The organism is Erwinia sp. 009765445 (assembly GCF_058137865.1).
Genome location: NZ_JBYUWC010000003.1, coordinates 116,129 through 136,000, shown reverse-complemented (window position 1 = coordinate 136,000; position 19,872 = coordinate 116,129). Strand labels below are relative to the sequence as shown.

Here is a 19,872-nt window from a genome sequence, read left to right as displayed (position 1 = left end):
AACAGTGGGTATTCTAAATCGTTGGCGACAATTTGGCAGACGTTATTTCTGGCCGCATCTCCTGTTGGGGATGGTCGCGGCGAGTCTCGGCCTGCCACATGCTGACAGCGATCGTACAACCTTACCAGAAACCTCTTCCCGAAGCCTGAATATCAGCAGCGGCGTACGCAATGACCACCTCGCTCTGCTGCAGGAAAGCGCCCGCAGGCCGAATTTTACGGTGGATTACTGGCATCAGCATGCCATCCGCACCGTTATCCGCCATCTCTCCTTTACGCTGACGCCAGCCAGTCTGCCAGCAGCCGAGCAGGCCGTGCCGCTCGAAGTACAGAAGCTGGCGCTGCTGGATACGCTCAATGGGTTACTGACCCACGAGGCAAAACCGCCAGCCATTATTCGCCAGACAGAACAGCGCCAGGCGACAATCCAGCCCCGATATCAGGCCGGTCTTTGGCTGGCCCGGATTCAGGGCATCCGCGCCGGACCTGCTTCTCTCGCATAATATTTGTTAATCCATCAAACCTGAATTAAATGCTTCACCGCAGAACGCGGTGGTTGAGAGAATTTATTTACTATGTTAATCAAATTATTAACCAAAGTTTTTGGTAGCAGCAATGACCGCACGCTACGCCGTATGCGCAAAGTCGTTGAACAGATCAACAAAATGGAACCGGATTTCGAAAAGCTGTCTGACGATGAGCTGAAAGGGAAAACCGTTGAGTTCCGTGCGCGTCTGGAAAAGGGCGAAGTGCTGGAAAATCTGATCCCGGAAGCCTTTGCGACCGTGCGTGAAGCCAGTAAGCGCGTGTTCGGCATGCGTCACTTTGACGTCCAGCTGCTCGGCGGTATGGTACTGAACGATCGCTGCATCGCGGAAATGCGTACCGGTGAAGGTAAAACGTTGACCGCAACGCTGCCAGCTTACCTGAATGCCCTCAGTGGCAAAGGCGTTCACGTGGTTACCGTGAATGACTATCTGGCTCAGCGTGATGCGGAAAACAACCGTGGCCTGTTTGAATTCCTCGGCCTGACCATCGGCATCAACTTGCCAGGCATGCCTGCTCCGGCCAAACGTGAAGCCTACGCTGCGGACATCACCTACGGAACTAACAACGAATACGGTTTTGACTACCTGCGCGACAACATGGCCTTCAGCCCTGAAGACCGCGTGCAGCGTAAGCTGAACTATGCGCTGGTGGATGAGGTCGACTCCATCCTGATCGATGAAGCGCGTACCCCGCTGATCATCTCCGGGCCGGCAGAAGACAGCTCTGAGCTGTATATCAAAGTTAACAAGATCATCCCGAGTCTGATCCGTCAGGAAAAAGAGGATTCCGACACCTTCCAGGGGGAAGGCCACTTCTCCGTGGATGAAAAAGCCCGTCAGGTCCACCTGACCGAGCGTGGTCTGGTTGCCATTGAAGAGCTTATGGTCAGCGAAGGCATCATGGAAGAGGGTGAGTCTCTTTACTCTCCGGGCAACATTATGATGATGCACCACGTGACCGCCGCACTGCGTGCCCACGTGCTGTTCACCCGTGACGTTGACTACATCGTGAAAGACGGTGAAGTGATCATCGTTGATGAACACACCGGGCGTACCATGCAGGGTCGTCGCTGGTCTGACGGCCTGCATCAGGCCGTGGAAGCCAAAGAGGGTGTGGAGATCCAGAATGAGAACCAGACGCTGGCCTCTATCACCTTCCAGAACTACTTCCGCCTGTACGCCAAACTGGCGGGCATGACCGGTACAGCAGACACCGAAGCGTTTGAATTCAGCTCGATCTACAAGCTGGAAACCATCGTGGTGCCGACCAACCGTCCAATGGTGCGTAAAGATCTGCCGGATCTGGTCTACATGACCGAGAAAGAGAAGATCGACGCTATCATCGAAGATATCCGTGAGCGCACCGCCAACGGCCAGCCGGTGCTGGTGGGTACTATCTCCATCGAGAAGTCTGAAGTGGTGTCAGAAGAGCTGACCCGCGCCGGGATCAAGCATGCTGTACTGAACGCCAAGTTCCACGCCCGTGAAGCGGATATTGTTGCACAGGCTGGTCAGCCAGCGGCTGTGACCATCGCCACCAACATGGCTGGTCGTGGTACGGATATCGTGCTGGGTGGTAGCTGGCAGGCAGAGATTGCCTCGCTGGAAGCGCCAACGGCGGAACAGATTGAAGAGATTAAGAGCGCGTGGCAGATTCGCCATGATGCGGTACTGGCTTCAGGCGGTCTGCACATCATTGGTACCGAGCGCCATGAATCCCGTCGTATCGATAACCAGCTGCGTGGCCGTTCTGGTCGTCAGGGTGACAACGGTTCTTCCCGTTTCTACCTGTCGATGGAAGATGCGCTGATGCGTATCTTTGCCTCCGACCGCGTCACCAACATGATGCGCAAGCTGGGCATGAAGCCGGGCGAAGCTATCGAGCATCCATGGGTGACCAAAGCGATTGCCAACGCACAGCGTAAAGTGGAAAGCCGTAACTTCGATATTCGTAAGCAACTGCTGGAATATGATGACGTGGCTAACGACCAGCGTCGCGCTATCTACACTCAGCGTAACGAGCTGCTGGACGTGGCGGACGTCTCTGAAACCATCGGCAGCATCCGTGAAGATGTGTTCAAAACCACCATCGACAGCTACATTCCCCCGCAGTCTCTGGAAGAGATGTGGGATGTGCCGGGGCTGGAAGAGCGTCTGAACAACGACTTCGATCTGGCATTGCCGATTGCTGAATGGCTGGATAAAGAGCCAGAATTGCATGAAGAGACGCTGCGTGAGCGCATCATGGAGCAGGCGAAGGAGCTGTATCAGCGTAAAGAAGAAGTGGTTGGCATTGAGATGATGCGTAACTTCGAGAAAGGCGTGATGCTGCAGACGCTGGACAGCCTGTGGAAAGAGCACCTGGCAGCGATGGATTACCTGCGTCAGGGTATCCACCTGCGTGGTTATGCTCAGAAAGATCCAAAACAGGAATATAAGCGCGAATCCTTCGCCATGTTCGCCGCGATGCTGGAGTCACTGAAGTATGAAGTGATCAGCACCCTGAGCAAAGTTCAGGTGCGCATGCCGGAAGAAGTGGAAGCCATGGAAGAGCATCGTCGTGAAGAAGCCGGGCGTCTGGCGCAGCAGCAGCAGCTGAGCCATGTGGATACTGAAACCGAAGCAGCGATTGCGCTGGCGGATCAAACCGGCGATCGCAAAGTGGGTCGTAACGATCTGTGTCCTTGTGGTTCAGGTAAAAAATACAAGCAGTGCCATGGCCGTCTGGCATAACAGCCGGTTGTGACGTTAAAGGGGCTGGAGATTCTCTCCGGCCCTTTTTTTCGCCATCTTTCCTGAATAGCGTTGAAGAGCCTGGCCAGCCCGACAGCCGTTCAGTCAGAGAAACAGTAGCCAGCCTGTCCTCAGCCGTTCTGCCAGAGAAACAGCACCCAGCCTGCCAGCGCCAGCGCCGGACCAAAGGGAAATGGCTGTTGCAACGAGCGGCCGCTGAGCAACCTGGCGGCAACAAGCGCTATCAGCGCTACTGCTGAAGCCATCAGCATCAGCACCGGAAGCCAGAAAACCCCCAGCCACGCGCCGAGAGCGGCCAGCAGTTTGGCATCACCCAGCCCCAGCCCCTCTTTTCCCCGCAACAGTCGGTATCCCTTTGAGAGCAGAAAAAGCACGCTGTAGCCTGCCACTGCACCGAAGACTGCCTCAGTCAGCGGCGGCACCGGTAGAAAACCGCCTGCGTTGCTCAGTAACCCTGACCACAGCAGCGTCAGCGTCAGCCGGTCCGGAAGCTGCAGAGAGTGGATATCGATCGCTGCCAAGCCCAGCAATAACCAGCTCAGCAGCAGCGTCAGCAGCAGAAGAATGCCGCCCGGAATGCGCCAGACAACCAGCAACGTTACGACGTTTGCCAGCACTCCGGTCACGAACAGCTGATGATGTTGCAGTGTCATACACATTTTCCCTCCTTTGAATGGCCTGGCGATGACTTCCGGGGCGACTATACCCCCCGGGAGTGGGAGGCGTCGCTGGCTATCCTTCATTGCAGGGTATTGCATAAAAAAATTGCGGGGAGGCTCGTAAGAGGCTGTTTCTGACTTGTTATCAGACGCGAACGCTGGAATAGTGGCGGGGTGTAAAGTCTCTCAGAGAAAAAATGAATGAAGCATCTGCAAGTGGCGGTAGGCATAATCCGCGATCAACACCAGAATATCTTTCTGGCCAGGCGTTCCGCTCAGTCGCATATGGGCGATCTGTGGGAGTTTCCTGGCGGGAAAATCGAACCGGGTGAAACGCCGGAGCAGGCGCTGAAGCGCGAGCTGTATGAAGAAACCGGGATTGAAGTCACCAGCGCCGTCGCTTTTGACCAGTCTGAACATGCGGACAGCCAGCTTCGGGTGACGCTGCATTTCTTTATCGTGGAAAACTGGCAGGGCGAGCCTTACGGACGGGAAGGGCAGCCTCAGCGCTGGGTTGCGCAAAAGGATTTGGTGGCAGAAGAGTTTCCACCGGCTAACGTACCGATTGTGGCCCGCCTGCTGGCCGAAGCAGAGTAATGCATTGCCCGCCACAGAAACTGGCGGGCTCAGGCGATTAAAAATGCTTAAGCGCGACAGCTTCCGTCAAGGGACAGACGCAGATTAATCCCGATCCCTAGGCAGCTCGCTCCAGTCATCGCTTTCTGAGTGCTCGCCTTCGCTGGCAATCCGTTTCTCTTCGTTTGCCCATTCGCCCAGATCGATAAGCTGGCAGCGCTTGCTGCAGAACGGACGCCAGAGGCTCAGCTCATCCCAGATCACATCTTTTGAACAGGTCGGGCATTGCACAATCATTACTTCATCATTCATCAGCAAAAAACCTTAGCAGCAGGCCAGTTGGAAATCGAGACGCGCCGGCACTTCGCCATGCTCGCTGTCGAGCGGCAGAAAACGGATGGCATAGCGGCTTTTATGGCCGGAAACCTGCGGATAGAGCGAGTCGGCAAGGAGCAGCTGCAGGCGTAACAACTCAGCGCCTTCGGCGTTATCCTGGAAAAAGCCGTTCAGGCTGGTGTGGTTGCGGAATTCGCCAGACTGGCGGATCAGATCGAAGATCAGCGTCAGCGCGTCTCGGATCGGGGCGAGGGAATCCATCCATTGCGTCACCTGTGCATCACGCATTTCCTGCCCGATATGCAGCCAGATATGTAATGTGGGGAGATCAAAACTGCAGCAGCCACCTGGGATACTCAGGCGCTGGCGAACCAGCCCGATCAGGCGATCTTCACGCATCAGCTGGCCCATACGCGGTGCGGCCATCAGCGTGGCGGAACGGGATTTCAGGCTGTCGCGCAGGCTGTTGATCAGCTCCATATCCACACCCGGCACCTCGGCCCAGGAGCGCAGTTTCTGCTGTTGCTTATCCAGCTCCTTGGCGATTTCGGTACGTAATTCGCCGCGCTCAAAAACGTCTAACAGCTCTGCTGCATTACGGAAAAAGGTCAGAGCACCCAGATGGTCGGTAATCGTCCGGCTGCTCTCCAGCTGGCTGAGCAGGAATTCAATTCGCAGCCAGGTGCGCATTTTTTCGTTCAAAGGGTACTCAAATAAAACGGTTGTGCTCATGCTGTTAATCCTGGTCTGTTGCTCCGGCAAGCTGGCGGTAACGCTGGTCCAGAAGAGCAACTCGCGCGGCCACATCATCTGGTGACCCGCCGTTATCAATAATGTCATCGGCCACGGCAAGTCGCTGTTCGCGCGTTGCCTGTGCAGCCAGAATATGCTCAGCCTGTTCGCGGCCGATCCCGTCCCTGGCCATGGTACGTCTCAGCTGCGTGTCGCGATCGACGTCCACTACCAGCACCCGGTTCGCCAGGTGCTGTAAATTATTTTCAACCAGCAGCGGTACCACCCATAAACACCATGCGGATTGAGTCAGCGCCAGCTGGCGGTGAGTTTCTGCGTGGATCAGGGGGTGCAACAGGGCATTAAGCCAGGTTTTATCCAGAGGCGAGGAGAAGATGCGCTGCCGTAAAGCCGCCCGGTTCAGCGTGCCATCTTTCTGTAATACATCCCCACCAAACTTATCATGGATAGCGGCCAGAGCCGGTTTTCCCGGTTCCACTACCTGTCGCGCGATGATATCGGCGTCGACAATATCCACTCCACGTGCGGCAAAGGCATTGGCAATGGTCGTTTTTCCGCTGCCGATCCCGCCGGTCAGCGCAACAGTATAGCGCATAAGCCTCTTTTCTTACGGTACTGACCAGTGCCATCAATCTTTGCTGCGATCGCCCGCCGCGAAGCTTGCGGGAATAATGAGGCACAGATCACATCACAGAGTGTCGGATAAATTTATGCGATTGTAGCGTAAATAAACCTGTTTTCGCAGTCTTGTCGGCGCGTTTTTACCGCGTATGATAGCTTCACTGGAGCTGGCAGCAGCGCCCGATCGTCAGATTTGCGCCATCAACCAGGAAGTGATTTATGCGTATTGAAGAAGATATTAAGTTAGGTTTTAAAGATGTTCTGATCCGGCCAAAGCGTTCCACGCTGAAAAGCCGCTCACAGGTAGAGCTGAACCGTCAGTTCACCTTCAAACATTCCGGCGTTGCCTGGTCAGGTGTGCCGATTATTGCCGCGAATATGGACACCGTTGGCACCTTCAGCATGGCAGAGGCGCTGGCCTCTTTCGATGTGCTTACCGCCGTTCATAAACATTACAATGTGGCGCAGTGGCAGGCGTTTATATCCCGCGTGCCCGAAAGCGTGCTGAAGCACGTGATGGTTTCTACCGGTACCTCAGAAGCTGATTTCATCAAGATGCAGCAGATTCTGGCACTCTCTCCGGCACTCAATTTTATCTGTATTGATGTGGCTAACGGTTACTCCGAGCATTTTGTAGATTTCCTGAAGCGCGCCCGTGAAGCCTGCCCGGGGAAAACCATCTGTGCCGGAAATGTGGTGACTGGCGAAATGGTTGAGGAGCTGATCCTCTCCGGTGCGGACATCGTTAAAGTAGGCATTGGCCCGGGTTCCGTCTGCACCACCAGGGTTAAAACCGGAGTGGGCTATCCTCAGCTTTCTGCGGTGATCGAATGTGCCGATGCTGCTCATGGTCTTGGCGGCCAGATTGTCAGCGATGGTGGCTGCTCGGTACCGGGTGACGTGGCCAAAGCGTTCGGCGGCGGTGCTGATTTTGTAATGCTGGGGGGGATGCTGGCAGCGCACGATGAGTGTGAAGGCACTATCGTCGAAGAAAATGGTGAGCAGTTTATGTTGTTCTACGGCATGAGCTCAGAGTCGGCCATGAACCGCCACGTGGGCGGCGTGGCAGGCTATCGCGCAGCAGAAGGTAAAACCGTTAAGCTGCCCGTTCGTGGCCCGGTGGACACCACTGCCCGCGATATTCTCGGTGGCCTGCGTTCAGCCTGTACCTATGTTGGGGCCGAGCGGCTGAAAGAGCTGACCAAGCGCACCACATTTATCCGCGTGGCAGAGCAGGAAAACAGGGTGTTTAACCGCTAAGCGCCAGCAGTTGCTCAGCCAGTCTCCGTTGCCCATCCCGCCCTCTGCGGGGTGGACTTTTAACCCAGAGCTTCACCCAGATTAAAGATTGGCAGATACATGGCAATCACCAGCGTACCGACTATTCCCCCCGTCACTACCATCATCAGCGGTTCCAGCGCCGCAGCCAGATTATCCGCCCGTTCATGCGTGGCATTTTCGTAAAGTTCTCCCAACCGGGACAGCATGCTGTCTAACGATCCGGCTTCTTCCCCCACTTTAATCAACTGAAAACTTAAAGGCGTGAACAGCGGATGCCCGTCCAGAGCCTGATGCAGAGGATTGCCTCCGGAGATGTGTTGCTGTAGTCCGGCAATCGCTTCCTGCCAAAGTCTCTGACCCAGGGTCTTTTCCACCGCCTTTAAACTTTGCAGCAGTGTTAGGCCCGCTTGCTGAGTCAGCGCCAGGGTTATAAATATTTTGCTCAGCTGGCCATCGCGGAACAGCTCGCCAATTAACGGAAGCTTCAGCAATCCCCGCTGGTGCCAGCGCTGCCAGTCGGGAGAACGGCGCGTTTGCCATCGCCAGCCACAGATCGCGGTAAGCCCCACGGGCAGCAGGATCGGTCCATACTCCTGCATGTTCAGGGAAAGCGAGATCACTGCGGTGGTGAACAAAGGCAGGGGAGCATCAAAAGCCTGGTAAATGGTAACGAACTCCGGCAGGACAAAGAGCAGCATCCCGATGCTGACCAGCAGAGCGATTGCCAGTACAAACAGCGGGTAGCGCAGAGCTTTAACCAGCTTCTTTTGCAGCAACCGTTGCTTTTCCTGTTGGCTGGCTAGCTGCCGGCAGCATTCGTCCATCTGTCCGGTCAGCTCTCCTGTCTGCATCAGAGCAGGAAACAGCGCCGGGAAGACAGTTGGCCACTCCGCCAGTGCCTGTGAAAAGGGCATCCCCCCGGTCACGCGCTGCTGTATATAGCCGAGCAAGGCCTGCCAGCCCGGTTCGCTGTGTCCTTCACCGGCCAGTTGCAGGCTGGCAGAAAGCGTCATCCCCGCCCGGAGCAGCGTGGCAAGCTGGCGGAAGAGGGTGATCTTATCCTGCCATTTCCAGTCTCTGGCACGATAACGCCGCCCTGCTGTCAGCTGCAGGGGAAGAAAATCCTGCGCGACCAGTCGCTCCATAGCCTCCTGCCGGTTAAGGCAGAAAAATGCCCCCTGCCTTAACTGCCCGTCAGCGCTGACCGCTTGCCAGCGGAACAGAAGCGGATCAGCCATCCTCTGTTCCAACAATGCGATTCAGTTCTGCCAGCGTGGTATCACCCCGATTAACACAGTGCAGTCCCTCAACGAATAAAGAATTGAATCCCTGCCGTTGTGTCAGCTCCAGCAGTTTTTCGTGTGAGCAGTCCGCAGCAATGGCGGTTTGCAGTGGAGCAGTGATCGGCAGTAGTTCAAAGAGCGCCAGCCGTCCGTAATAACCGGAGTAACAACGTTCACATCCCACGGCCCGCCAGGTTTTGACCGTACCGGGCCATAAAGTTCTCGGGAAGTGGGCCAGGGCTTCTCCAGGCTGGCGACAGTGTGGGCAGAGACGACGAACCAGACGTTGGGCAATCACCAGTTTCAGAGCCGAAGCCAGTAAATAGCCAGGGATGCCAATCTGTCCCAGCCGCGTCAGCGTTTCCGTGGTGGAATTGGTATGCAGCGTGGAGAGGACCAGATGGCCCGTTTGCGCCGCTTTAATGGCAATCTCTGCCGTTTCGGCATCGCGGATTTCGCCAATCATGATCACATCAGGATCCTGACGCAGCAGTGCACGCAGGACACGATTAAAGTCCAGCCCTGCTTTGGGGTGGATCTGGGTCTGATTGACGCCAGCCAGTGGGATCTCAATGGGATCTTCCACGCTGCATAAGTTGCGGCAGGGATCGTTAAGCGAACTCAGCCCGCTGTAGAGGGTAAAGGTTTTGCCACTCCCTGTGGGGCCGGTTACCAGGATCAGCCCCTGCGGTCGCGCCAGTGCCTCACGGAATCGCCGGAGGGAAGCTGGCGGCATTCCCAGATTTTCCATAGCCACCGACTGAGTTTCGTTTTGCAGCAGGCGGATAACGGCTTTCTCGCCAAAGCCGGTTTGCAGCGTGGAGAGGCGAAAGGAAGCCTGTTTTCCCCTTAACGTCAGCGTAAACTGCCCGTCCTGTGGCATCCGACGCTCGGCGATATCCAGACTGGCCAGAATTTTCAGGCGGGCCAGTAGCGCGTTGCCATTGTCGCTGAAAACGGACGGAACACTTTGCAGCACGCCATCCACCCGAAAGCGAATGCGCAGGCCTTCTGCCTGTGGCTCAATATGCACGTCCGAGGCCCGTTGCTGAATCGCTAAAAAAAGCAGGTGATCAATCCGTTCCGTCGCCGTTTCGCTGTTTCCCGCAGCCGCTTCGGTCTGGCGGGTGCCGGAAGACTGGGCCTGTTCATTGCGGAAATGTTCAAGCCGCGCAGGTGGCCAGTATTCAACATCAATGGTGCAGTGAGCCGCAAAACGGAGTGCTGCCATGATCTCCTGTGGGAGGGCGGTCGCAGAAGCAATATTCAACCGCTCAGCAGTAAAGCTCAGGATCACTGCCTGATTTTGCTGGCAGATGGTTTCGACGGCGCGCCGTGTGGATGAAGTGATCATGGGTGACTCCCGCTGGCAAGATCGGCAAAACGGAAGACGTTTTCGCAGGCTTCTTTCAGCCCTGATTGTGAGGAGGCGCAGCTGCGCTGCCAGCTCATCTGGCCTTCTGCGCCATCCCAGACTGGCTGCATGGTGACCTTCAGACCGTTCAGGCTCTCCTGCCCGGTCAGGGTCACTGCTCCGGCCTCGACAGTCACCGCAGAGACGTAGCGGGACCCTTTACCGGCAGGAATGCCATGACTACCTTCACTGCAGCTCCCGATTCCTCCCTGCTCAATTGCACAGATTTCAACGGACGTTTTGAACGGCATAGCCGTTTGCAACATGTCGGTCAGAGCGGCTTTCTGCAGGTAGCCCTGGTAAGCGGGCAGCCCAATCGCGCTGAGGATGGCGATGATGGCAATCACAATCATCAGTTCAATCAGGGTAAATCCTTGCTGGTATTCCATAGCAGACCTCCTTGTGGTGTAGAGGTCTGCAAGGTAGCGCCAGCCATTATCCCTGAACAGCAGGCAAAATCAGTTTCTCGAGCCGGTATGGAGAGAATTTCAGCGCGTTGCATGAGCATACATTGCCGCCTGAAAGCGGCTCGCAAGATGGTGGTAAAGAAAGAAAAACGCCATCACTTAATGGATGGCGTGGGGTATAAAAAGGGCAACTTAACGAAAACGCATAGAGAGGTCCAATGCACGAACATGCTTGGTTAACGCGCCAACAGAGATGTAATCGACACCGGTTTCCGCGAAGATGCGCAGCGTCTCGTCAGTGACATTGCCGGAAACTTCCAGCAGGGCGCGGCCATCGGTGCGCTTAACAGCTTCACGCATCTGCTCCACGCTGAAGTTATCCAGCATGATGATATCGGCTCCGGCATCAATGGCCTGATCCAGCTCATCCAGAGATTCGACTTCCACTTCGACCGGCACGTCCGGATGTAGCCAGAAGGCTTTTTCCACGGCCTGATGAATCGAACCGGTGGCAATGATGTGGTTCTCTTTAATCAGGAAAGCATCCGATAAGCCAAGGCGGTGGTTGGCTCCGCCGCCGCAGAGCACGGCATACTTCAGCGCGGTACGCAGTCCCGGCAAGGTTTTGCGTGTATCCAGCAGTTGGGTTCGGGTACCATCGAGAATAGCCACATATCGGCTGACCTCGGTTGCCACGCCTGAAAGCGTCTGGACAAAATTCAGCGCGGTGCGCTCTGCAGTCAGGATCAACGCAGCGGGGCCGGTGACTTCAAACAGCGGCTGGTTGGCTTTGATCGCATCACCATCTTCAACATGCCAGACGATCTGTGTTTTGTTGCCAAGCTGGATAAAGACTTCCTCCACCCAACGTTTGCCGCAAAATATGCCGTCTTCACGGGTGATCACCACCGCGTGGGAAGTGGTATCGGCAGGCAGCAGGCTGGCGGTAATATCATTGGCAGGATCTACTTCACCGCCCAGATCTTCACGCAGGGCCTGAGCAACGCTTGGTGGAATATCATCCTCAATACGGTCGAGCAGCGCGGTTCGACGGCTGTCCGGATCGTAACGACGGGTAGTCATGATCAAACTCCGAAAGGTCGGATAGAGAGTCCGACCATGCTAGCCTGTTTGTCTGCGGCTTGCCAGCCACTACATGGTAGGTGAGCACGCTGGTCAGCATGGTCTTATTCTCCAGCTTCAGCAGGTTATCTACCGTACCCGCCGGAAGTTTGGCAAAGGCCTCATTAGTCGGGGCGAAGACGGTGAATGGCCCTTTGCCTTGCAACGTATCGACCAGTCCGGCAGCTTTAACGGCAGCCACCAGGGTTGTGTGATCTTTCGGGTTCACCGCATTCCAGACAATATTTTTCGAGAAACATCGCCGCGCCCCCAACCATAACCGTACCGGACATTGAGTCAGCTATGACAACACCGCTGAACAGTAATGACGCGCAGATAGCCGTGCGAACTAACGTTTTCATGATGCATTTCTTGTGGAGTAGGGAAGGCAAATTTGCCTCAAAAAGCTATTTACGGATGAGGGGGCAAACTGGATGCAAAAAAAAGAAAAATTTTTCCGGGCGATTTTTTCCGGCCATGCAATGTGCTTTCCGAAAAAGAGAATCATGCTACTCTGATGAAATCTTTATGAAAGGAGAGCAGAGCATGCAGCTGCAAGCAGGGTGGATCCACGGAGTGAAACGGGTGTCTTCTCCCCATTTCAACGAGCGCCCCGATAATGAAACGCCAACGCTGCTGGTGATCCACAACATCAGCCTGCCGCCGGGAAAATTTGGCGGTCCATGGATTGATGCGTTGTTTACCGGCACTCTCGATCCCGAAGCCGATCCCTATTTTGCCGGTATTGCTCATTTGCGGGTCTCTGCTCACTGCCTGATCCGCCGCGATGGCGAAATCGTTCAGTATGTTCCTTTCCATCAGCGAGCTTGGCATGCGGGCGTTTCCTGTTATCAGGGCCGCGAAGCCTGTAACGACTTTTCCATTGGCATCGAGCTGGAGGGGACGGATACGCTGCCCTATACCGATGCGCAGTACCAGGCGCTGGAAGAGGTAACCCGTTTACTGACTAAGCACTATCCGCAAATTACTGAACACATGACCGGGCATAGTGATATTGCGCCGGAAAGAAAGACCGATCCTGGTCCGGCATTTGACTGGGTAAGATTTCGGGGTGCGCTGGGCCAGCCCGGTGCCACGCCAGAGCAGGAGTAACAGGCATGACGCTTTTTAGTTTGTTGTTGGTATTAGGCTGGGAACGCCTGTTTAAAATGGGTGAGCACTGGCAGCTGGATCATCATCTGGCTGGTTTTTTCCGCAGACGTAAGCATTTTTCAATGCTCCGGACTGTGCTGATGACGCTGGTGGCTATGATGGTAGTGGCGCTGTGTCTGCAGGCACTGAAAGGATTATTCTTTGGGCTTTTGCTGCTGATTTTCTGGATTGGTGTGGGCCTGCTGTGCATTGGGGCGGGGTCTGTGCGCCTTCATTATCATGCTTATCTTAAGGCGGCCAGCCATAACGATACTGAAGCCCATACCGCGATGGCGGAAGAGCTGACGCTGATCCACGGCCTGCCTGTGGAGTGTAATGAACGCGAGTATCTTTGCGAGCTGCAAAATGCTCTGCTGTGGATTAACTTTCGCTTCTATCTGGCGCCGCTGTTCTGGTTTGTGGTGGGTGGTCCGTGGGGGCCGGTTTTGCTGGTGGGATACGCATTCTTACGAGCCTGGCAGAGCTGGCTGGCCCGTCATTACTCCCCGCTGGAGCGCTCACAGTCTGGTATTGATGCAATCCTCCACGTTATCGACTGGATACCAGTGCGTCTGGTTGGCGTGGCTTATGCCCTGTTGGGTCATGGTGAACGTGCGCTGCCCGCCTGGTTTGCTTCGCTGGGCGATTGGCATACTTCGCAATATCAGGTGCTGACCCGTCTTGCACAGTTCTCACTGGCGCGGGATCCACATACGGATAAGGTGGAAACACCGCGCGTGGCTGTTTCACTGGCGAAGAAAGTTTCACTGGTGATCGTGGTGGTGGTGGCGTTGCTCACTATTTACGGTGCTCTTGTGTAATGCCCTCAATGATGAGTGATACATCCAGCCAATTGGATGTATCACTTAGCAGCTGTGACTATTTATTCTGAAGGCGTGTCGGTTCCAGTGTCCGTGCTATTGCCACCAAAAAAAACGCCGATTAATGCACCGATACTGTCACCAATAAATCCACCGATTTTATTTCCGATAGCTCCGGTGACGCTCGAAACTATCTTTGTTACTGCCGGAGGATTTGATTAACAGCGCTTAAAATCAGGCTGAAGGTGTTTCATCGTTGCCGCCGAAAAGGCCTTCAACCAGCGATCCAAAAGCATCACCAGTAAAGCCGCCGACTTGCTTACCGATATAGCCAGTAATGTTGGAAACCACAGTGGTAACAACTGGAATCATCACCAGACTACCAAGTGCCTGTCCGATAAAGCCGCCTGCCTGTTGTCCTCCCCAGCCAGTCAGATCGCGGAACAGGCCTGCGCCGCTAACCACTTCAATTTCCTGTGTAGTCAATTCTCTCATTTTATAATTTCCTTATATTCCCTGTTGAAGAGACTGATTTGTAACCCGTCTGGTTACACTTTGCAATAATTAACACCGGTTATTACAGGTTTTAGAATCAAAATCGATTTTATTTGATGCATTTCAGCGATATTTTCAGGAAAAAAAGACAATAAAAAAGGGCGCCTTAGCACCCTTTAAGACTGGGTTAAATCAATCAGGCTTTCGCAGCGCGGTTCTTAATCGCGTAGCCAATGGCCAGGATTACCAGCCAGACCGGGATCAGCCACACGGAGATCGCCATACCTGGGGTCATCGCCATAATCACCAGAATGCCCACCAGGAACAGCAGGCAGATCCAGTTACCGGCAGGATAGAAAAGCGCTTTGAAGCGCGTCTGCACGCCTTGCTGATCTTTCTTACGGCGGAACTTCAGGTGAGCCAGGCTGATCATCGCCCAGTTGATCACCAGCGCGGAAACTACCAGCGCCATCAGCAGACCAAAGGCTTCGCCAGGCATCAGATAGTTAATCAGCACGCAGATGGCGGTAGCCGCAGCAGAGACGCCAATCGCCACAACAGGTACGCCACGGGCGTCCACTTTCAGCAGCGATTTCGGGCCGTTGCCCTGTTTAGCCAGGCCGTACAGCATACGGCTGTTGCAGTAGACGCAGCTGTTATAAACAGAGAGGGCCGCCGTCAGGATCACCACGTTCAGCGCATTAGCCACCAGGCTGTCACCGAGATCGTGGAAAATCATCACAAACGGGCTGGCACCGCCAATCACTTTGGTCCACGGATAAAGCGACAGCAGGATGGTCAGCGAGCCAATATAGAAAATCAGGATACGGTACAGCACCTGATTGGTGGCTTTAGGAATGCTCTTTTCCGGGTTGTCCGCTTCGGCTGCCGTAATCCCCACCAGCTCAAGACCGCCGAAGGAGAACATGATCACCGCCATCGCCATCACCAGGCCGGAGATGCCATTCGGGAAGAAGCCGCCTTTATCCCAGAGATTCGTCACGGTCGCATCCGGACCGGCATGGCCACCAAACAGCAGCCAGGCACCGAAGACAATCATCCCGACCACCGCAACCACTTTAATGATGGCGAACCAGAACTCCATCTCACCGTAAACTTTTACGTTTGTCAGGTTAATAGCGTTGATCAGCAGGAAGAAAACCGCGGCAGAAACCCATGTCGGGATTTCCGGATACCAGTACTGAATGTACTTGCCGACGGCAGTCAGCTCGGCCATTGCCACCAGGACATAGAGGATCCAGTAGTTCCAGCCCGAGGCGAAACCAGCAAAGTTGCCCCAGTATTTATAGGCAAAATGGCTGAACGAACCGGCTACCGGCTCTTCAACCACCATTTCACCGAGCTGACGCATGATCAGGAAGGCGATAAATCCGCCGATGGCATAGCCCAGCAGCACAGACGGGCCGGCCATTCTGATAGTGTCAGCGATCCCCAGAAACAGGCCGGTACCGACGGCACCTCCTAACGCGATGAGCTGAATATGGCGGTTTTTAAGTCCGCGCTTCAGCTTGTCGCCCTGCTGTTGTTCCATAATAACCTCATGGTCTCGTTATTTTTTTAACTCAGGACGTGCCTTTGTCGGTCTTTTAGTACATCTATGTACTGAATTCTGTACAGTGCAGTAGGTAAGAATTAGAGGGTAATGCTACCTTCGCGACAAGAATAGTGATAAGCGCTGCCCATTGCACTCGCTTTCTCTTTTTGTGCGGGAGAGTGCTTAAAAAACCGCCTGTCGGGCAGAATTCACGTTTCTGTCATTTAGCGGGTGAAAAGACGACCAGGTTTACCTTATGGCGAGGGGGGGACAGGGCACTAAGCGCTTGCCGGATTTCATGAAAGTTAAAAAATTTAACATTTAATTCCGCGTGCTTCAGGGTCGCTTTTTAACCACTAACCTGTTGCAGATTAACGAGACCGCCGTCCGATTTCAGTCGGTTGCCATATAGACATCAGGTGAATACTTTGTTACTTTACGGGCACCTTATTGCAATTGGTATTACCAATTTACTCCGGCAACAGGCAGAAGAAGGGACGATGGCCTACAGCAAAATCCGCCAACCAAAGCTATCCGATGCAATTGAGCGACAGCTCGAGTCCCTGATTATGGAAGGGACGCTGCGTCCGGGTGAAAAGCTACTCCCTGAACGTGAACTGGCTAAACAGTTCGATGTCTCCCGTCCTTCTCTGCGTGAAGCTATCCAGCGGCTGGAAGCGAAAGGTCTGCTGCTGCGCCGTCAGGGTGGTGGCACCTTTGTGCAGAAAAGCCTGTGGCAGAGCCTGAGCGATCCGCTGGTTGAACTGCTTGCCGGTCATCCGGAATCACAGTTTGATTTACTGGAAACGCGCCACGCGCTGGAAGGGATCGCGGCTTACTACGCCGCGCTGCGTGGTACCGATGAAGACATCGAGCGCATTCGCCACTGCCATGTGCAGATACAGGCTGCACAAGATTGCGGGGATCTGGACGCCGAGGCTAACGCGGTCATGCAGTATCAGATCGCTGTCACAGAGGCGGCGCATAATGTGGTGCTGTTGCATTTGCTCCGTTCCATGGGGCCGATGTTGGAACAGAACGTTCGACAGAATTTTGAATTGCTCTACTCGCGCCGCGAAATGCTGGCAAAAGTGAGCGGTCACCGCGCCAGTATTTTTGAGGCGATTGTGGCACGCGAACCTGAACAGGCACGCGAAGCCTCACACCGCCACCTGGCGTTTATAGAGGAAATATTGCTGGACAGAAGTCGGGAGCAGAGTCGTAGAGAGCGCTCCCTGCGACGTTTACAGCAACGTAATGAATAGCGCGTAACTATAACGCGGAAACCCGGCCCGACACCGCTGGCGAGATTTATGCCAGGATTGAGGGCATAGCGACGGGCCTGTCTCCCTGTGCTTTGGCTTACCAGAGTGCAGGGAGACAGGCTCCAGACAATTCAACGTATTAGACACAGATAAGGAATACCCCCCATGTCAGAACGTTTACCCAATGACGTGGATCCGATCGAAACTCGCGACTGGCTACAGGCGATCGAATCGGTCATCCGTGAAGAAGGTGTTGAGCGCGCGCAGTTCCTGATCGACCAGGTATTGAGCGAAGCACGCAAAGGTGGCGTGAAAGTGGCTGCAGGCGCTGGGGCCAGCAACTACATCAACTCTATTGCTGTTGAAGATGAGCCGGATTACCCGGGGAATACTTCTCTGGAACGCCGCATTCGTTCCGCGATCCGCTGGAACGCCATCATGACCGTTCTGCGTGCATCGAAGAAAGATCTGGAACTGGGTGGCCACATGTCCTCCTTCCAGTCTTCTGCGACCGTCTATGAAGTGTGCTTTAACCACTTCTTCCGTGCGCGTAGCGAAAAAGACGGTGGCGACCTGGTGTACTTCCAGGGCCACATCTCTCCGGGCGTGTACGCACGTGCTTTCCTTGAAGGCCGTCTGACCGAAGACCAGATGAACAACTTCCGTCAGGAAGTTCACGGTAAGGGTCTCTCCTCTTACCCGCATCCTAAGCTGATGCCTGACTTCTGGCAGTTCCCGACCGTCTCCATGGGCCTGGGCCCACTGGGTGCGATCTACCAGGCTAAATTCCTGAAATATCTGGAACACCGTAGCCTGAAAGATACCTCACAGCAGACCGTTTACGCCTTCCTGGGCGATGGTGAGATGGATGAGCCGGAATCCAAAGGGGCGATCACCATCGCGACCCGTGAAAAACTGGATAATCTGGTCTTCATCATCAACTGTAACCTGCAGCGTCTTGACGGTCCTGTGACCGGTAACGGCAAAATCATTAACGAACTGGATGGCATCTTCGGTGGCGCCGGTTGGGAAGTGATCAAAGTTATCTGGGGTGGACGCTGGGATGAATTGCTGCGTAAAGACACCAGCGGCAAGCTGATCCAACTGATGAACGAAACGGTTGACGGTGACTATCAGACCTTCAAATCCCGTGATGGCGCGTATGTGCGTGAGCATTTCTTCGGTAAATATCCGGAGACCGCAGCCCTGGTCAAAGACATGACTGACGACGAGATTTGGGCGCTGAACCGTGGCGGCCATGATCCGAAGAAAATCTACGCTGCACTGAAAAAAGCTCAGGACACCAAAGGCAAGCCGGTGGTGATTCTGGCGCATACCATCAAAGGCTATGGTATGGGTGACACCGCGGAAGGCAAAAACATTGCACATCAGGTGAAGAAAATGAACATGGATGGCGTGCGTTACATCCGTGACCGTTTCAACGTGCCGGTTGACGATGCCAACATCGAAAAACTGCCGTACGTCACCTTCGACAAAGAGTCTGAAGAGTATAAATACCTGCACGGCCAGCGTGAGAAGCTGGGTGGCTATCTGCCAACCCGCCAGCCAAACTTCAGCGAGAAGCTGGAAATGCCTGCGCTGGAAGACTTCCGTCAGCTGCTGGACGAGCAGAACAAAGAGATCTCCACTACTATCGCTTTCGTGCGTGCTCTCAACGTGATGCTGAAGAACCCGTCGATCAAAGATCGCCTGGTGCCGATCATCGCCGATGAAGCGCGTACCTTTGGTATGGAAGGTCTGTTCCGTCAGATTGGTATCTACAGCCCGAACGGTCAGCAGTACACCCCGCAGGACCGCGAGCAGGTTGCTTACTACAAAGAAGACGAGAAAGGCCAGATCCTGCAGGAAGGGATCAATGAACTGGGCGCAGGCGCATCATGGCTGGCGGCGGCAACGTCTTACAGCACCAACAACCTGCCAATGATCCCGTTCTATATCTACTACTCCATGTTCGGTTTCCAGCGTATCGGCGATCTGTGCTGGGCAGCAGGCGACCAGCAGGCTCGCGGCTTCCTGGTGGGCGGTACTTCCGGTCGTACCACGCTTAACGGCGAAGGTCTGCAGCATGAAGATGGTCACAGCCACATTCAGTCGCTGACCATTCCTAACTGTATCTCTTACGATCCGGCTTATGCCTACGAAGTGGCAGTCATCATGCATGACGGTCTGGTTCGTATGTACGGTGAAGCGCAGGAAAACGTCTACTACTACATCACCACGCTGAACGAAAACTACCACATGCCTGCCATGCCGCAGGGGGCGGAAGAGGGTATCCGTAAGGGTATCTACAAGCTGGAAACTGTGGAAGGAAGCAAAGGCAAAGTGCAGCTGCTGGGTTCAGGTTCCATCCTGCGTCACGTTCGCGAAGCAGCGCAGATCCTGGCGAAAGACTACGGCGTTGGCTCTGACGTGTTCAGCGTAACTTCCTTCACCGAGCTGGCCCGTGATGGTCAGGACTGTGAACGCTGGAACATGCTGCATCCGACAGAAGAACCATGTGTGCCATATGTTGCCCAGATCATGAGCGATGCGCCGGCCGTGGCTTCAACCGACTACATGAAACTGTTTGCCGAGCAGATCCGCACCTTCATGCCAGCCAGCGATTACCGCGTACTGGGCACTGATGGTTTCGGTCGTTCTGACAGCCGTGAAAACCTGCGTCACCACTTCGAAGTGGATGCGTCTTACGTGGTGGTTGCGGCTCTGGGTGAACTGGCTAAACGCGGTGAAATCGATAAGAAAGTGGTTGCGGATGCCATCACCAAATTCAATATCGATGCCGATAAAGTCAACCCGCGTCTGGCATAAGA

At 54.7% G+C, this 19,872-nt stretch carries 18 protein-coding genes and 1 pseudogene; 8 read left to right on the top strand and 11 right to left on the bottom strand.

Annotated features, from left to right (window positions below; translation table 11 throughout):
• Window positions 1-4: 4 nt before the first annotated feature.
• Together secM and secA are read left to right on the top strand one after the other, a co-directional pair.
• The gene (gene secM, locus AC3Y5R_RS04090) at window positions 5-502 is read left to right on the top strand and encodes a secA translation cis-regulator SecM (RefSeq protein ID WP_489920263.1); all 498 of its coding nucleotides are present in this window, start codon (window positions 5-7) and stop codon (window positions 500-502) included.
• Window positions 503-574: 72 nt separating this feature from the next.
• Entirely contained in the window at window positions 575-3,280 is a 2,706-nt protein-coding gene (gene secA, locus AC3Y5R_RS04085) for a preprotein translocase subunit SecA (protein WP_489920262.1), read from the top strand.
• A 131-nt stretch (window positions 3,281-3,411) separates the two neighbouring features.
• Here secA and AC3Y5R_RS04080 read toward each other — a convergent pair whose 3' ends face one another.
• Window positions 3,412-3,954 (bottom strand): prepilin peptidase, encoded by a 543-nt coding sequence (locus tag AC3Y5R_RS04080; RefSeq protein ID WP_489920261.1) that lies wholly within the window; start codon window positions 3,952-3,954, stop codon window positions 3,412-3,414.
• 207 nt (window positions 3,955-4,161) lie between these two features.
• Between AC3Y5R_RS04080 and mutT the strand changes: the two genes are divergently transcribed.
• On the top strand, window positions 4,162-4,557 hold the full coding sequence (gene mutT, locus AC3Y5R_RS04075) for an 8-oxo-dGTP diphosphatase MutT (RefSeq protein ID WP_489920260.1): 396 nt from the start codon (window positions 4,162-4,164) through the stop codon (window positions 4,555-4,557).
• Between the two features lie 84 nt (window positions 4,558-4,641).
• Here the strand turns inward: mutT and yacG are convergent, their stop codons facing one another.
• Genes yacG through coaE form a run of 3 tightly spaced genes read right to left on the bottom strand, consistent with a single transcriptional unit; the run spans window position 4,642 to window position 6,220 of the window.
• Window positions 4,642-4,848, bottom strand: a complete 207-nt coding sequence (yacG, locus tag AC3Y5R_RS04070; RefSeq protein WP_489920259.1) for a DNA gyrase inhibitor YacG — start codon at window positions 4,846-4,848, stop codon at window positions 4,642-4,644.
• Between the two features lie 12 nt (window positions 4,849-4,860).
• Window positions 4,861-5,604 (bottom strand): cell division protein ZapD, encoded by a 744-nt coding sequence (zapD, locus tag AC3Y5R_RS04065; RefSeq protein WP_489920258.1) that lies wholly within the window; start codon window positions 5,602-5,604, stop codon window positions 4,861-4,863.
• Between the two features lie 4 nt (window positions 5,605-5,608).
• Window positions 5,609-6,220 carry a dephospho-CoA kinase gene (gene coaE / locus AC3Y5R_RS04060; RefSeq protein WP_158781824.1) on the bottom strand — a complete coding sequence of 204 codons (612 nt, stop codon included), beginning with the start codon at window positions 6,218-6,220 and terminating at the stop codon, window positions 5,609-5,611.
• Window positions 6,221-6,465: 245 nt separating this feature from the next.
• Here coaE and AC3Y5R_RS04055 point away from each other — a divergent pair, with 245 nt between their 5' ends.
• On the top strand, window positions 6,466-7,506 hold the full coding sequence (locus AC3Y5R_RS04055) for a GMP reductase (RefSeq protein ID WP_158781823.1): 1,041 nt from the start codon (window positions 6,466-6,468) through the stop codon (window positions 7,504-7,506).
• A 59-nt stretch (window positions 7,507-7,565) separates the two neighbouring features.
• Here AC3Y5R_RS04055 and hofC read toward each other — a convergent pair whose 3' ends face one another.
• The 5 genes and pseudogenes from hofC to AC3Y5R_RS04030 all read right to left on the bottom strand — a co-directional run.
• The gene (hofC, locus tag AC3Y5R_RS04050; protein WP_489920257.1) at window positions 7,566-8,765 is read right to left on the bottom strand and encodes a protein transport protein HofC; all 1,200 of its coding nucleotides are present in this window, start codon (window positions 8,763-8,765) and stop codon (window positions 7,566-7,568) included.
• The gene (gene gspE, locus AC3Y5R_RS04045; RefSeq protein WP_489920384.1) at window positions 8,758-10,161 is read right to left on the bottom strand and encodes a type II secretion system protein GspE; all 1,404 of its coding nucleotides are present in this window, start codon (window positions 10,159-10,161) and stop codon (window positions 8,758-8,760) included. Before gspE ends, hofC begins: the two co-directional genes overlap by 8 nt.
• On the bottom strand, window positions 10,161-10,613 hold the full coding sequence (gene ppdD / locus AC3Y5R_RS04040) for a prepilin peptidase-dependent pilin (protein WP_489920256.1): 453 nt from the start codon (window positions 10,611-10,613) through the stop codon (window positions 10,161-10,163). Before ppdD ends, gspE begins: the two co-directional genes overlap by 1 nt.
• Before the next feature lie 210 nt (window positions 10,614-10,823).
• Window positions 10,824-11,714, bottom strand: coding sequence for a carboxylating nicotinate-nucleotide diphosphorylase (nadC, locus tag AC3Y5R_RS04035; RefSeq protein WP_489920255.1), 891 nt, complete (start codon window positions 11,712-11,714; stop codon window positions 10,824-10,826).
• 58 nt (window positions 11,715-11,772) lie between these two features.
• Window positions 11,773-12,115: pseudogene (locus tag AC3Y5R_RS04030) on the bottom strand (fasciclin domain-containing protein); the annotation flags it as partial.
• 184 nt (window positions 12,116-12,299) lie between these two features.
• Between AC3Y5R_RS04030 and ampD the strand changes: the two are divergent.
• The gene (gene ampD, locus AC3Y5R_RS04025; RefSeq protein WP_489920254.1) at window positions 12,300-12,866 is read left to right on the top strand and encodes a 1,6-anhydro-N-acetylmuramyl-L-alanine amidase AmpD; all 567 of its coding nucleotides are present in this window, start codon (window positions 12,300-12,302) and stop codon (window positions 12,864-12,866) included.
• Window positions 12,867-12,871: 5 nt separating this feature from the next.
• Complete coding sequence (gene ampE / locus AC3Y5R_RS04020; RefSeq protein WP_489920253.1) at window positions 12,872-13,726, top strand: beta-lactamase regulator AmpE; 855 nt, start codon at window positions 12,872-12,874, stop codon at window positions 13,724-13,726.
• Window positions 13,727-13,960: 234 nt separating this feature from the next.
• Here the strand turns inward: ampE and AC3Y5R_RS04015 are convergent, their stop codons facing one another.
• The gene (locus tag AC3Y5R_RS04015; RefSeq protein WP_489920252.1) at window positions 13,961-14,221 is read right to left on the bottom strand and encodes a hypothetical protein; all 261 of its coding nucleotides are present in this window, start codon (window positions 14,219-14,221) and stop codon (window positions 13,961-13,963) included.
• A 196-nt stretch (window positions 14,222-14,417) separates the two neighbouring features.
• On the bottom strand, window positions 14,418-15,773 hold the full coding sequence (gene aroP, locus AC3Y5R_RS04010) for an aromatic amino acid transporter AroP (RefSeq protein ID WP_158781817.1): 1,356 nt from the start codon (window positions 15,771-15,773) through the stop codon (window positions 14,418-14,420).
• 503 nt (window positions 15,774-16,276) lie between these two features.
• Here aroP and pdhR point away from each other — a divergent pair.
• Entirely contained in the window at window positions 16,277-17,041 is a 765-nt protein-coding gene (gene pdhR / locus AC3Y5R_RS04005; protein WP_489920251.1) for a pyruvate dehydrogenase complex transcriptional repressor PdhR, read from the top strand.
• Window positions 17,042-17,206: 165 nt separating this feature from the next.
• On the top strand, window positions 17,207-19,870 hold the full coding sequence (aceE, locus tag AC3Y5R_RS04000; protein ID WP_489920250.1) for a pyruvate dehydrogenase (acetyl-transferring), homodimeric type: 2,664 nt from the start codon (window positions 17,207-17,209) through the stop codon (window positions 19,868-19,870).
• Window positions 19,871-19,872 lie beyond the last annotated feature (2 nt).